General features: G+C 65.3%; 12 protein-coding genes and 1 pseudogene. 1 reads left to right on the top strand and 12 read right to left on the bottom strand.

What is annotated here, in order from left to right:
• Positions 1 to 19: 19 nt before the first annotated feature.
• Positions 20 to 826, top strand: a complete 807-nt coding sequence (locus tag LGN19_RS29240; RefSeq protein ID WP_226218597.1) for an oxidoreductase — start codon at positions 20 to 22, stop codon at positions 824 to 826.
• A gap of 270 nt (positions 827 to 1,096) precedes the next feature.
• On the opposite strand, the pseudogene LGN19_RS39635 reads toward LGN19_RS29240, so the two are convergent.
• From LGN19_RS39635 to LGN19_RS29175, 12 genes and pseudogenes are all read right to left on the bottom strand, one after another.
• Positions 1,097 to 1,165, bottom strand: a pseudogene (locus LGN19_RS39635) (hypothetical protein); the annotation flags it as partial.
• Between the two features lie 199 nt (positions 1,166 to 1,364).
• The gene (gene rpoD / locus LGN19_RS29225) at positions 1,365 to 3,392 is read right to left on the bottom strand and encodes an RNA polymerase sigma factor RpoD (RefSeq protein ID WP_226218596.1); all 2,028 of its coding nucleotides are present in this window, start codon (positions 3,390 to 3,392) and stop codon (positions 1,365 to 1,367) included.
• A 341-nt stretch (positions 3,393 to 3,733) separates the two neighbouring features.
• Entirely contained in the window at positions 3,734 to 4,141 is a 408-nt protein-coding gene (locus tag LGN19_RS29220) for a hypothetical protein (protein ID WP_226218595.1), read from the bottom strand.
• A gap of 218 nt (positions 4,142 to 4,359) precedes the next feature.
• Entirely contained in the window at positions 4,360 to 4,797 is a 438-nt protein-coding gene (locus tag LGN19_RS29215; protein ID WP_122950313.1) for an Lrp/AsnC family transcriptional regulator, read from the bottom strand.
• On the bottom strand, positions 4,794 to 5,735 hold the full coding sequence (locus tag LGN19_RS29210) for a homocysteine S-methyltransferase family protein (protein WP_226218593.1): 942 nt from the start codon (positions 5,733 to 5,735) through the stop codon (positions 4,794 to 4,796). Before LGN19_RS29210 ends, LGN19_RS29215 begins: the two co-directional genes overlap by 4 nt.
• A 104-nt stretch (positions 5,736 to 5,839) precedes the next feature.
• Complete coding sequence (locus LGN19_RS29205; RefSeq protein WP_226218591.1) at positions 5,840 to 7,009, bottom strand: trans-sulfuration enzyme family protein; 1,170 nt, start codon at positions 7,007 to 7,009, stop codon at positions 5,840 to 5,842.
• 44 nt (positions 7,010 to 7,053) lie between these two features.
• The gene (locus LGN19_RS29200) at positions 7,054 to 7,749 is read right to left on the bottom strand and encodes an ABC transporter permease (protein ID WP_226218590.1); all 696 of its coding nucleotides are present in this window, start codon (positions 7,747 to 7,749) and stop codon (positions 7,054 to 7,056) included.
• A gap of 13 nt (positions 7,750 to 7,762) precedes the next feature.
• Positions 7,763 to 8,440, bottom strand: coding sequence for an ABC transporter permease (locus LGN19_RS29195; RefSeq protein ID WP_174957599.1), 678 nt, complete (start codon positions 8,438 to 8,440; stop codon positions 7,763 to 7,765).
• Between the two features lie 72 nt (positions 8,441 to 8,512).
• The gene (locus LGN19_RS29190) at positions 8,513 to 9,292 is read right to left on the bottom strand and encodes a transporter substrate-binding domain-containing protein (protein WP_222210874.1); all 780 of its coding nucleotides are present in this window, start codon (positions 9,290 to 9,292) and stop codon (positions 8,513 to 8,515) included.
• A 31-nt stretch (positions 9,293 to 9,323) separates the two neighbouring features.
• Positions 9,324 to 10,121: an ABC transporter ATP-binding protein gene (locus LGN19_RS29185; protein WP_226218588.1), complete on the bottom strand. Its 798-nt coding sequence runs from the start codon at positions 10,119 to 10,121 to the stop codon at positions 9,324 to 9,326.
• Between the two features lie 82 nt (positions 10,122 to 10,203).
• Complete coding sequence (locus LGN19_RS29180) at positions 10,204 to 11,634, bottom strand: aldehyde dehydrogenase family protein (RefSeq protein ID WP_226218587.1); 1,431 nt, start codon at positions 11,632 to 11,634, stop codon at positions 10,204 to 10,206.
• Positions 11,631 to 12,710 carry a homoserine dehydrogenase gene (locus LGN19_RS29175; RefSeq protein ID WP_226218585.1) on the bottom strand — a complete coding sequence of 360 codons (1,080 nt, stop codon included), beginning with the start codon at positions 12,708 to 12,710 and terminating at the stop codon, positions 11,631 to 11,633. Before LGN19_RS29175 ends, LGN19_RS29180 begins: the two co-directional genes overlap by 4 nt.
• Positions 12,711 to 12,713: the final 3 nt, after the last annotated feature.

Raw genomic sequence — 12,713 nt, 5'->3', positions numbered from 1 at the left:
CCTGTCCAAGGAAACAGCCATGTCGAATTCCACCGTTGTCGTCGTGACCGGCGTGTCGTCGGGCATCGGGCGCGTCGCCGCAGAACAATTCGCCAAACGCGGGTGCCGCGTGTTCGGCACCGTGCGCAGCATCGCGCGAACGGCGCCCGTCGCCGGCGTCGAGTTGATCGAGATGGACGTACGTGACGACGCGTCCGTTCAATCGGGTATTCAAACGATCATCGATCGCGCCGCACGCATCGACGTGCTCGTGAACAATGCAGGCACGAGCCTGCTCGGCGCGGTGGAGGAAACCTCCGTGACCGAAGCCGCGGCGTTGTTCGACACCAACGTATTCAGCATCCTGCGTACGGCCCATGCGGTGCTTCCGCACATGCGGGCACAGCGGCGCGGCCGGATCGTCAATGTCAGCTCGGTGCTCGGCTTCCTGCCGGCGCCCTATATGGGACTCTATTCGGCATCCAAACATGCGGTGGAGGGTTTGACCGAAACGCTGGATCACGAACAGCGCCAGTTCGGCATTCGCGCGACGCTGGTCGAACCGTCGTTTACGCGGACGAACCTGGACGTCAACGCGCTGCAGGCAAGCGCGCCGATCGCCGATTACGACCGCGAGCGGACGCTCGCGTCGCGTGCCGTTGTCCACTGCGTGAAAACCGCGCCGCACCCCGAGGGCGTGGCCGCCACCATCGTCGACGCAGCGCTCGGCGCATGGCGGATGCGACGCACGCCGACCGGTGAGGCGTCGCTGTTGCGCAAGTTGCGACGGTTCATGCCAGCCGGCCCGGTCGATTCGAGCCTGCGGAAAAAATTCCGGCTCGCGTGACGCGGCGGGCTGGCGAAGCATTCTTGAACGAGGTAACCACCGTGGAAATAGGCATCATCGGGACCCGGCAATATCGGCGGGACGCTTGCGCGCCGGCTGAAGGCGGCGGGCCATCGCGTGCGGGTCGCGAATTCGAAGGGTCCGGAAGGCGTGCAGCCCTTCGCGGATGAAATCGGCGCGCTCGCCGTCGACGTGGCGGGCGCCGTTCGCGGGCCCGGTATAGCGCGGGTACGGCGGATACTGGCACAAGGCTCGCGCAAACGCCGCGCTACCGTCCGTGTTCAGCTTCGATGCAACGAGGTTCCCGGGTGCCTTGTCCTTCGTCGCCCATTGATCCAGTGCAGCGACCAGGTTTGCGGAGTCCGCACCCGGGCCGCCCGAGCAAGGGGAAGCAGGCCGCCAGCATCAAGCCGCTGTAAGTTTTCCCCGCAGCGAATACGCTGCGGTCAGGACAACGATCAGGCCGACGCGTGATCGCTTCAAGCCTGGAGCCGGGCGTCGCTGGGATACCACGCCCGGCTTGCTCTAGCGCTCAAGTCTAGCGCTCAAGAAATGGCCTGAGCTTGTCCGCACGGCTGGGATGCATCAGCTTGCGCATCGCCTTGCTCTCAATCTGACGGATCCGCTCACGGGTCACATCGAACTGCTTGCCGACCTCTTCAAGCGTGTGATCGGAGTTTGTGTCGAGCCCGAATCGCATCCGCAGAACCTTGGCCTCGCGCGGCGACAACCCGTTGAGTGCCTCGTCGATCGCCGCACGCATGTTCGCGTGAATCGCCGCCTCAGCCGGTGAGCTCGCCGAGACATCCTCGATCATGTCGCCGAGCGTTGCATCGGCGTCGTCACCCACCGGGGTTTCGAGCGAGACAGGTTGCTTGGCGATCTTGAGGATACTGAGCACTTTCTCCTCGGACATCTCCATGCGCTTTGCGAGCACTGAGGGATGCGCTTCCTGCCCTGTCTGTTGCAAGATTTCGCGCGATATCCGGTTCAGCTTGTTGATCGTCTCGATCATGTGGACCGGCACGCGAATGGTCCGCGCCTGATCGGCGAGCGCACGCGTGACAGCCTGCCGGACCCACCAGGTCGCGTAGGTCGAGAACTTCCAGCCGCGCCGGTATTCGAACTTGTCCACGGCCTTCATCAGGCCGATATTGCCCTCCTGGATCAAATCCAGGAACTGCATGCCGCGGTTCACGTATTTCTTGGCGATTGAAATGACAAGACGAAGGTTCGCCTCGATCATCTCGCGCTTGGCCTGCCGCATTTTCAGTTCCGCGGCACTCATCTGGCGGTTGATCTGCTTGAGCTGCTGGAGCGGCAACGAGACCTGGGACTCGATGTCGACGAGCTTCTGCTGCGCCGCCTGAATCGCCGGCTGATGTCGCTCGAGCGCCGCGCCAAACTGCTGCGAGGTCGCCGCCGTGCGGTTCGTCCATTCGAGGTCGGTCTCGTGGCCCGGGAACGACTCGACAAACGCGTCGCGCGGCATGCCGCAACGGTCGACAGCAATCGCCAGGATGCTGCGCTCGATCGCGCGAACCTCAGTCACTTGCCCATGCACGATGGCGCACAGGCGGTCGATGGTCTTGGCGGTAAAGCGGATCGGCGCGAGTTCACGCTGGATCGCCGTGCGCACTTGTACAGCGGCTGCGGAACGGGCATCGCCCGTGACAGGCACATCCGGCAACTGCTCGAACAGTGCACGCACGCGCGCGAAAATCACGAGACTGTCGTTCGTGAGTTCTTCGAGGCGTGCCGCGTTCACCTTCTCCGAATCCCCGGCGTCCGTTTCGACGTCGTCTTCGTCCGAATCATCGTCGGCGGCTTGTGCTTCCGTATCCTCTTCCTGGGACTCTGGCGCCATTTCGCTTTCATCGGCGTCGACGCTGATGCCATCGACCAGTTCGTCGATGCGCAGTTCCCCGGCAACGACGCGGTCGACATCGGCAAGAATCGTGGACACGATCGACGGACACGCGGCAATCGCTTGAATCATGTCCTGCAGACCATCTTCGATCCGTTTCGCGACCTCAATTTCACCGGCGCGGGTCAGCAGTTCGCTGGCCCCCATTTCTCGCATGTACATCCGAACCGGATCCGTGGTGCGGCCGAATTCGGAATCAACGGTCGATAACGCAGCTTCCGCCTCCTCGTCCGCCTGATCGTCGGATGCCACGACCGGCGCAGCGTCGGTCAACAGCAGCGCTTCGGCGTCCGGCGCTTGTTCGTACACGGCCACGCCCATGTCGCTGAACGTGCTGACGATGGTGTCCATCGCCGCCGTTTGGGCAAAGTTGTCGGGCAGGTGGTCGTTGATGTCCGCGTGGGTGAGATAGCCGCGCTCGCGACCGAGCGCGATCAACGCGCGCATCTGGTGCTGGCGCTCCTCGTTCTGGCGTGCCAGCGACGCGCTGTCAGTCGGTGTCAGGGCCTGGGCCTTGCCCTTTGCCACACGGCGGCCGGCTTTTGCCGTGGCCGTGATTTCAGGGGATGTGGAATCGTTCCGATCAGGAATTGCCAATACATGCTCCTCGACAGATGAGCCGACGATCGTCGCGAGCATGACGCCAGAATGGGTTGCCTGCCGGGATGCGAACGGAATCGTGTACGCACAGATAGTCGAGGGCGGGACGCCTCGTGCGAAATCCGTATGCGCAGCTTGTGGGGGGCGTGAATGATACCGGATTGTATTGTCCGGTACAACCCCCGGGGGCAGCCAGGGATTTCCATACGCTTTGCCGGTGCAGCGCTCTCTAGCTGCGACAAGGGGGTAGCAGTCGCCCCCTGTCCCTGCCAGTGAATGCGTGCTGTCGCCCCATTCCGGCCGCTCGACGGCCCACGGAGCGGACATCATCAGTGTGTCTGCATGCCGCGACGAACGTAGGTCATGGACATGCCCGTGATCTATGCGCGGATCAGCGTGTCACCCTGAAGAAGGTGATAGGGAGCCGACTCGAGGTTCATGCGCTCGGGGATGAGTAGTCCGTTTCCGCAGTAATCGATCTCAACGTAGCTCAAATGACCCGAATCATCGGCGAACAAGAGAATTTCAAGCGATCGTGACACGTCGTGTTCGCCAAGGTCCCGAAAGTCGGCTTCAAACACCCGACCGTAACCGTGTCCGCTCGTGGATATTCCAGGCACGCCGTCAGGCGCAGCCATTGATAGCGAGAAACTGTTGCACCCGCATTGACAAAGCTCGCCGATTTCAGCATTCGCGATTTGCGCCGCGAGCACATCGCAATTCGGAAACAGGCAGCGTTCGAGGGTGAACGCAATCCAGCAAGCTGCACGGTTTAGGTCATTTCGCATGATACGCCTGGACGGATGCGGAGCGAATCGCGGTTCGCGAGTGCGTTGATTGCGGACGATTTACGTGACGGTGTCGATCGGCCGTTTCTGGCCGGCTAGCGCCCGACGACAGAACTCGACGATCGTCGTGGATGCGGCCTTCCATGCACAGGACATAAAGCGACCCGAAGCGGAAATTCGCTCCATCAAGACCAAAGACTGTCCACGGCGCCGGGCCGTCACCGCTTATGAACGACCGAGTCGAGCACGAAGCTGGTCGTCATGTTCTGCACGCCGTCCAATGCGCTGATGGTCGCCCAGATGTCGCTGATGCGCTCATGCGTGGCCGCCTCTATCTGCACCAGCAAATCGACCTCGCCGCTGAGAACCGCGCAGTCGCGCACCTCGGCGATCCGCTCGAGTGCGGCAAGCACGTCCGCGCCGCGCATCCGGTCCTTGCGATAGACGAGCATCACGGCACGCACGGGTGCGACATCGTCGGGCAACGCGAGCCGCACCGTATAGCCTGCAATGATCTTCAGCGCTTCGAGCCGGTCGATCCGGTGCCGGACCGCCTGCCTGGACAAACCGATCCTGTCGGCCAGCACCGCGAGCGGAATCCGCGCATCGGCACACAATGCGTCGATGATCTTCTGGTCCAGGCCGTCGATCTTCATTGGCCGGACCCGGTGTGCGCGACGCCGCGCGCATCGACCGCGTCGCGCAATGCCGCGATGTGGCCGGGGCCGATTCCGCAACACCCGCCGACGATCTGCGCACCGAGCGCAAGCCACTGCTCCGCCCATTTCGCATAGCCGGGCGGATCGATATCGCCGCGCAATGCGTCGAGTTCCTCGTTCGCACGCGCATCGGCGCGCTGCGGTGGAAAGGCGTTCGCATACGCACCGATCATCAACGCCGTTCCCGCTCCCATTCCAGCGAGCCTACGCTGCACCGTCTCGATCGCCGCACCCATCGCCTCCGGCTGGCTGCAGTTGAACAGCAGCGCGCTCGCGCGCGCGGACACGGCGGCGTCGATGGCTTCGTCGAGTGTCTGTCCCGATCGCAGTACCGGCCCGGCGCCCGTGTCGGCGCCGACCTCGTCGCGCAGCGTGAACGACACCCAGAGCGGCTTCGGATTCGCACCGAGCGCGCGACGGACCGCGTCGATCTCGCCGGTCAGGCTCTGCGTCTCGGCCAGCCACAGGTCGACGTACGGATCGAGTCCATCGACGAGCGTCGCCAGAATCGCATCGGCACGCGCCGCGTCGAACAGGTCGGGCCGATACGAACCGCCGGTCGGCGGAAGCGATCCCGCGACGCGTACTGGCCGCACTGCGCGATCCGCGGCTTGCCGCGCGAGTTGCCCGGCCAGTGCCGCGAGCGCGACACCGTCGCGACGGAACCGCTGCTCGCCGATATGGAACGGCACGACCGCATAGCTGTTCGCGGTGATCACGTCGGCGCCCGCCGCGATGAACGCGTCGTGCGCGAGGCCGACGTAATGCGGCGCTTCCATCAGCGCGAGCGCCGACCATTCCGGCTGCCTGAACGGCGCCCCCATCCGCGCCAGCTCGCGCCCCATGCCGCCGTCGAGTACCGTGATGCCATGCATATTCCGTGCTCCGTCGTTGCAACCCGGGCCGCTCGTGCCCGGATCGATTCAAAGGCCGGCGCGGCCCGCCCGATGCGTCGAACGACCGCGTGCGCCGGTCCGTGTCAGATCTGCTCGAGCGCCTGCGCGATATCGGCTTTCAGGTCGTCGACATGCTCGATGCCGACCGAATACCGGATGAAGTTGAGCGGGATGTCGGCCGCGCGCATTTGTTCCGCCGACATCGTGCCCGCCCACATGGATGCCGTATGGATCGCGAGCGAATCGACGCCGCCGAGATTGCCCGCGTTCAGCGGCACGCGCAGCGCCTCGACGAAGCGCTGCGCTTCGCCATAGCCGCCCCGCACGCCGAACGCGACCACGCCGCCGAAGCCGCGCATCTGCCGGCACGCGAGTTCATGCTGCGGATGGCTGCGCAGGCCCGGGTAGAACACGCGCTCGATCTTCGCGTGCGTCTCGAGGAATTCGGCGAGCGCCTGGGCGTTCGCGTTGATCCGCTCGACGCGCATCGGCAGCGTGCGCAGCCCGCGCAGCAGCAGCCACGCGTCCATCGGCGACAGCACCGAACCGAGCGTGATGTGCGTATGCCAGATCTGCTCGGCGATCACGCGGCTCGTGCAGATCACGCCGCCGGTCAGGTCGTGATGGCCGCCGAGATACTTGGTCGCGCTGTGCACGACGATGTCGACACCGAGCCGGTGCGGCTGCTGGTTGACCGGCGACGCGAACGTGTTGTCCGCGAGTGTCAGGATGCCGCGCGCCCTGGCGACTTCGGTCACCGCGGCGATGTCGGTCACGAGCAGCAGCGGATTGACCGGCGATTCGAGCACGATCAGCCGCGTGTTCGGCCGGATCGCACGATCGAACGCGGCCGCGTCGGTCTGGTCGACGAGCGTCACCTCGACGCCGAACCGGCGCAGCATGTCGTCGAGCATTTTCGTCGTGCTCATGTAATGGCGCGTCTGGCCGATCACGTGATCGCCGGCCTTCACGACACTGAGGATCGCGGTCGCGATCGCGCCCATGCCGGACGCGGTGACGAGCGCGGTCTCGGTGCCCTCGAGCTCCGCCATGATCGCCTTGACCCGCTCGTGAACCGGATTGCCGTAGCGCGTGTAGTTGCGCGGATGCTGCGGCACGCTCGACATCTCCGCGAATTCCTCGCTGCCGGCCGCCTTGAACACGGCCGAATAGTGGATCGCCGGCGCGACCGTCTTCTCGTCGGTCACGTCGCGGTCCGCGGCCAGCGCGAGCGTTTCAAGCCTGTATCCCATTTCGTTCTCCGGATCGTTGGTTGTGTCGTGTCCGCGCGGTGCCGTCAGGCACGCACGTTGCCCAGATGGCGATTCAGCTGCCCTTCGACGCGTTTGAGCACGGTCGAAAGCACTGCCGTGATACCGACGTACACGATGCCGGCCAGCATCAGTGCGTCGGTCGTATAGGTTTCGATGGAGATGCGCCGCGCGACACCGGTCAGGTCGAGCACGGTGATCGTGCTGGCGAGCGCGGTCGACTTGAGCTGCAGCACGATCTCGTTGCCGAGCGTCGGCGCGACGATGCCGATCGCGCGCGGGACGACCACGAACCAGGTCAGCATGAAGCGGCTCATCCCGAACGCGAGCGCGGCTTCCTTCTCGCCGGCGGGCACGCCGGCTATCCCGCCACGGATGTCTTCCGCCATATAGGCCGCGAGGTTGAGCGTCAGCGCACACAATGCGCACGAGAACGATCCGCCGACCAGCAGCCACAGCGGCGACGCGCGCACGATCGAGAACTGCGCGAGCCCGTAATACAGCACGAAAATCTGCACCAGCAGCGGCGTGCCGCGAAACACCGACATGAACAGGCGGCTCGGTACCGACAGCCACCGGCGCTCCGACGCACGCGCGACGGCAAGCGGCACCGCGAGCGCGAACGCGAACGTGCAAGACAGCACCAGCAGTTGCAGCGTAATCCATACACCGCGCGCGACGTCCGGGCCGGACTGCTCGATGAGGGAAAGGAAGTCGTTCATCGCATGGCCCTCGTCAGGTGCGTTGTGCGTAACCACGGCCCGCGATGCGCTCGAGCCATGCGAATACGGGGTTTGAAGCGGCGAGAAAGCCGAAGTAGACGATACCGACCGTCACGTAGAAAACGAATGGCTGCTTGGTGAACTGCGCGGCGATGTTGGCCTTGCGCAGCATGTCCTCGAGCCCGACGATCGATACCAGCGACGTGTCCTTCAGCAGGTTCTGCCACATGTTGTTCAGGCTCGGCAGGCAGATGCGCCACGCCTGCGGCAGGCGCACGTGCCACAGTGTCTGCAGGCGTGTCATCCCGTACGCGCGCGCGGCCTCGATCTGTCCGGCCGGCACCGCGATGAATGCGCCGCGGAACATCTCCGACGAATAGGCGCCGAACACCACGGCGAGTGCGATCACGCCGGCCGAGAAAGGGCTCACGGCGAAGGCACCATCGAATTGCGTGTTGAGCAGATGCGACAGCCCGAAATAGCAGATCAGCAGGATCAGGAACTCGGGAATGCCGCGCAGGAAATTGGTCAGCGCATAGGTCGCATGCCTGAGCCAGCCCATGTCCGACAGTTTTGCCGATGCACCGGCGATGCCGAGCAGCATGCCGACGCACAGCGCGGCGAGCGCGAGTTCCAGCGTGACGAGCGCACCCGCCGCGATCTGCGCACCGTAGTTCACCAGAATGTCCATCGTGATATCGCTCCTTGTGAGGCCCGGATCGCGCAGGCCGCCGTGCGGCGGCCGCGCGGTCCCGATGCGCGGCTATTGCGGCGCGATGCTGAACGGGAAATAGCGCTTGTTGGCGGCGGCGAACGTGCCATCTGCCTGCACCTGCGCGATCCCCTTGTCGAACAGCGCCTTCAGCGGCGCGTCGCCCTTGCGTACCGCGATCGCCGTACCGTCGCCGAAGATCTCCGCATCGGCGATCGGCTTGCCGACGAAGTCGAAACCTTCCTTCCTGCCGGCCTTCGTCAGCCAGTCGTACGCGACCGTGTTGTCGGCAAGCACGGCATCGACGCGCCCGGCCTCCAGGTCGAGCCAGGCCTCGTCGAGCGTCTGATAGACCTTCACGTTGATCCCCGACTTGCTCGCCAGCAGGCGGCGGCGCAGATAGGATTCGTGGGTCGACGCGGTCTGAACGCCGATCGTCTTGCCGCGCAGCGTGGCCGCGCCATCCGTGATACCCGAACCCTGCTTCGCGACGAGCTGCACGGGTGCCGTCGTGAAGATGCGCGTGAAATCCACCGACTGCTCGCGCTCCGGCGTCTTCGACATTTGCGCGAGCACCGCATCGATCTGCTTCGCCTTGAGCGCCGGAATCAGCGCATCGAAATCCATCGTCACCCACTGGCACCTGACCTTCATCGTGTCGCACATCTTCTTGCCGATGTCGATCTCCATGCCCTGCAGCTTGCCGGACGCATCCTTGTATTCGAACGGCGCGTAATCGGCGAGCGTGCCGATCCGCACGACCTGCTCGGCATGCGCGACAGATCCGAGCAGTGCCGCGCCCACGCACAGCGACTGAAGCAGCTTCTTCATGATTTCCCCTCCGGTTGGCATTGAATCCGCATCAGATGATGCTGGACAGAAACTTCTGGAAGCGCGGCGATTTCTGGCTCGCGAACACCTCGTCGGGACTGCCGTCCTCCTCGATTCGTCCCTGGTGGACGAACACGACGCGGTTCGCGACTTCGCGCGCAAAACCCATCTCGTGTGTGACGACAAGCATCGTGCGCCCCTCGTCGGCCAGCGAGCGCATCACCTTCAATACTTCGCCGACGAGCTCGGGATCGAGCGCCGACGTCGGTTCGTCGAACAGCATCACGTCGGGATCGGTCGCGAGTGCACGTGCAATCGCCACACGCTGCTGCTGGCCGCCCGACAGCTGGTTCGGATAGTGTTCGCACTTGCCGGCGAGCCCGACCCGTTCGAGCATCGCGATCGCCTTGTCGCGTGCGTCGCGCTTCGGTACGCCCAGCACGCGCACCGGCACGAACATCACGTTCTGCAGCACCGTCATGTGCGCCCAGAGATTGAACTGCTGGAACACCATCGCGAGCTTGCGGCGCACGCGCATCACCTGCTGCGCGTCGGCGGCGACAAGCGCGCCGTCGCGGCCCGCCGGCTTCAGCGCGAGCGTTTCGCCGTTCACGCAGATCCGGCCACGGTCGGGCATTTCCAGCAAGTTGATGCACCTGAGGAACGTACTCTTGCCCGACCCGCTGCTGCCGAGGATCGACACGACCTCGTGATTCCGCGCGGTCAGCGAGATGCCCTTCAGCACCTCGACACCGCCGAACGACTTGTGAATATCCTCGACCACCAGCGCGTCCACCGCCGGCTTGCATGCAGGAATTGCTACTGGCATCCTCGACTCCTTCTCCGCTACGTTGCACACACACCGCTCCGGTTCGCGCCGCGCCGGCCCGTCATGTGCCGGCGCTCGCGCATCAGCTCGACAGCCGCCGGTTGCGCCTGAAGCAGACCACCTTCGGCTGCGTCATTTCCGTCATCGCGAACCGGACACCTTCGCGGCCCAGCGACCCATGCTTGAAGCCGCCGAACGGCATGCCGTCGAAGCGGTAGTCGGACGAATCGTTGATCATCACGCCGCCCGCCTGCAGCCGCTCCGCCGCGCCGAGCGCGACCTCCAGGCGGTTGGTAAACACGCCTGCATGCAGGCAGCTCTCCGACGCATTGGCGGCGTCGAGCGCCTGCTCCAGGTCGGTGAATTTCTCGATCGTCACGACCGGCGCGAATACCTCGTCGGTCCATATGCGCGCGTCGCGCGGCACATCCACGAGCACCGTCGGTTCATACAGCGCACCGCGCCGCCGATGGCCGCTCAACACCGTCGCACCGCCGGCGACCGCTTCGTCGACCCAGTGTTCGATGCGAGCCGCCTGTTCCTCGCCGATCATCGGTCCCATGTCGGTCGCGTCGTCCAGTGGATCGCCCACGACCATCTTGCCGGTCAGCTCGACGAAGTAGCGGACGAACGGCTCGTACGCGGCGTCGGCGACGAAGATCCGCTGCGTGCCGATGCAGTTCTGTCCCGCTGCCCAGAACGCACCCGACACGCATGCTTCGGCGGCATCCTTCAGGTCGCAGTCGGCCATCACGATCACCGGCGCATTTCCGCCGAGGTCCATCGCGATCTTCTTGAGTCCCGCCTGGCGCGTGATGGCCTCGCCAGTCTCCGGACCGCCGGTAAAGGTCACCATCCGGATCCGCCGGTCGCGCACCAGCGCAGACGCGATCTCCGCGCCGCCGTGCACGATCTGCAGCGCGTCGCGCGGCGCACCGGCTTCCCACAGAACCTCGACGAGCGCCTGCGCGGACAGCGGCGCAAGCAGCGAGGGCTTCAGGATCGCTGCATTGCCGGTCGCAATCGCCGGCCCGAGCTTGTGTGCAACGAGGTTCAACGGGTCGTTGAACGGCGTGATCGCGAGAATCACGCCGAGCGGCTCCAGCGTGTAGTAGCCGCTGCGATCCTCGGAGCCGGGATAGCCGTCGAACGGGATCGTCTCGCCGGTCAGCCGTTTCGCCTCCTCGCCCGACAGGCGCAGCGTGTTCACGCAGCGTGCGACTTCCTTGCGGGCCTGCCGTAACGGCTTGCCCGCTTCGAGCGCGATCGTGCGTGCAAACGTCTCCGTGCGCGCCTCGACGATCGCTGCTGCGCGAAACAGGATGTCAGCCCGCCGGCTGCGCGGCATGGCCGCGGCCGCATGCGCCCCTTCGAGCGCGCGCTCGACGAGGACCGGTGCCGCATCGACGGACGACGGCCGAACCTGGCCGACGATCGCGCCGTCATACGGCGACCGGACATCGACCACGCCGGCCCCCGTGCAGCCGGTCAGCACCGCATCGCGCGCGCTCATGCGGCCACCTCGTGCGACACGGCACCGATCCTGTCGGCGAGTTCGATCAGGTCGGACAGGATCGCGAACGCCGTTTCCTCGCGCCCCGCACCGGGCCCGCTGATCGTCACGCCGCCGAGCACGTCGGTGTCGAACGTGATCGCATTCGTCACGCCGCTCGCGGCAAGCAACGGATGGCCGGCCGGCAGCTTGCGCGGCTCGACGCTCGCGGTCACGGTGCCGTCCGGATGGCGGACGGCCGAGCCGATCAACCGCCAGGACATGCGCTCCGCCGCCGCCGCGCGCACGTCGTGCTCGGTCAGCTCCACGATGCCGCGGCACGTCACATCGCCACGCGTGAGGCCGGCGTTCCACAGCGCGTTCGCCAGAATCACGACCTTCAGCTGCACGTCCGACCCGTTGACGTCGGCCGCGGGGTTCGCCTCCGCATAGCCGCGCTGCTGCGCATCCCGGATCGCCGCATCGAAGCTCGCGCCGGCCTCGACCTCGCCGAGCACGTAGTTCGACGTACCGTTCAGGATGCCGGCGAAGCCGTTGACGTCGCAGCCACGCAGCGACGTCACGAGCTGCCGCAGCACCGGCGTGCCGCTCATCACCGTGCCCTCGTACATCACGCACGCGCCCGATTGCGCGGCGATCCGTGCCAGCGCCGGCTGCGCGAGCGCGATCGGCCCCTTGTTGGTCGTGATCACGTGCTTGCCGCATTCGAGGGCGGTACGGCAATGCGACAGTGCCGGCTCACCAGTGTTCGGGTCGGTGAAGGTCGCCTCGACGACGACATCCACGTGCTCCGACGCAATGGCCTTCAGCACGGCCTCGAGACCGACGTCCTGCGACACCAGCGTGCCGGGATCGCGACGGAGCGCTTCGGCGTCGACACCCCGCCGGACGGTTTCGTCGAGGACATCCAGCGCGATGCCGCGAGGATTCGTCGCGATCCCGAACCGCAGATCGGCGACCATCGTCACCGACACGTCGAGTCCCGATGCGTCCAGCAGCGCGCGTTTCTTCTTGAGCAGTTCGACCAGTCCCTGATTGACTCCGCCGAAGCCGACCAATGCCAGTTTGAGTTCCATCTT

Origin of the sequence: Burkholderia sp. AU30198 (assembly GCF_020419825.1) — a bacterium.
Classification (GTDB): domain Bacteria; phylum Pseudomonadota; class Gammaproteobacteria; order Burkholderiales; family Burkholderiaceae; genus Burkholderia.
Note: the sequence above shows the minus strand (reverse complement) of the source record. Positions and strands in the feature narration are given on the sequence as shown.

Excerpts from the sequence above, each read along its gene's own strand:
- LGN19_RS29240 (WP_226218597.1), top strand. The coding sequence starts at position 20 with ATGTCGAATTCCACCGTTGTCGTCGTGACCGGCGTGTCGTCGGGCATC.
- rpoD (WP_226218596.1), bottom strand. The coding sequence starts at position 3,392 with ATGCTCGCGACGATCGTCGGCTCATCTGTCGAGGAGCATGTATTGGCA.
- LGN19_RS29220 (WP_226218595.1), bottom strand. The coding sequence starts at position 4,141 with ATGCGAAATGACCTAAACCGTGCAGCTTGCTGGATTGCGTTCACCCTC.
- LGN19_RS29215 (WP_122950313.1), bottom strand. The coding sequence starts at position 4,797 with ATGAAGATCGACGGCCTGGACCAGAAGATCATCGACGCATTGTGTGCC.
- LGN19_RS29210 (WP_226218593.1), bottom strand. The coding sequence starts at position 5,735 with ATGCATGGCATCACGGTACTCGACGGCGGCATGGGGCGCGAGCTGGCG.
- LGN19_RS29205 (WP_226218591.1), bottom strand. The coding sequence starts at position 7,009 with ATGGGATACAGGCTTGAAACGCTCGCGCTGGCCGCGGACCGCGACGTG.
- LGN19_RS29200 (WP_226218590.1), bottom strand. The coding sequence starts at position 7,749 with ATGAACGACTTCCTTTCCCTCATCGAGCAGTCCGGCCCGGACGTCGCG.
- LGN19_RS29195 (WP_174957599.1), bottom strand. The coding sequence starts at position 8,440 with ATGGACATTCTGGTGAACTACGGTGCGCAGATCGCGGCGGGTGCGCTC.
- LGN19_RS29190 (WP_222210874.1), bottom strand. The coding sequence starts at position 9,292 with ATGAAGAAGCTGCTTCAGTCGCTGTGCGTGGGCGCGGCACTGCTCGGA.
- LGN19_RS29185 (WP_226218588.1), bottom strand. The coding sequence starts at position 10,121 with ATGCCAGTAGCAATTCCTGCATGCAAGCCGGCGGTGGACGCGCTGGTG.
- LGN19_RS29180 (WP_226218587.1), bottom strand. The coding sequence starts at position 11,634 with ATGAGCGCGCGCGATGCGGTGCTGACCGGCTGCACGGGGGCCGGCGTG.
- LGN19_RS29175 (WP_226218585.1), bottom strand. The coding sequence starts at position 12,710 with ATGGAACTCAAACTGGCATTGGTCGGCTTCGGCGGAGTCAATCAGGGA.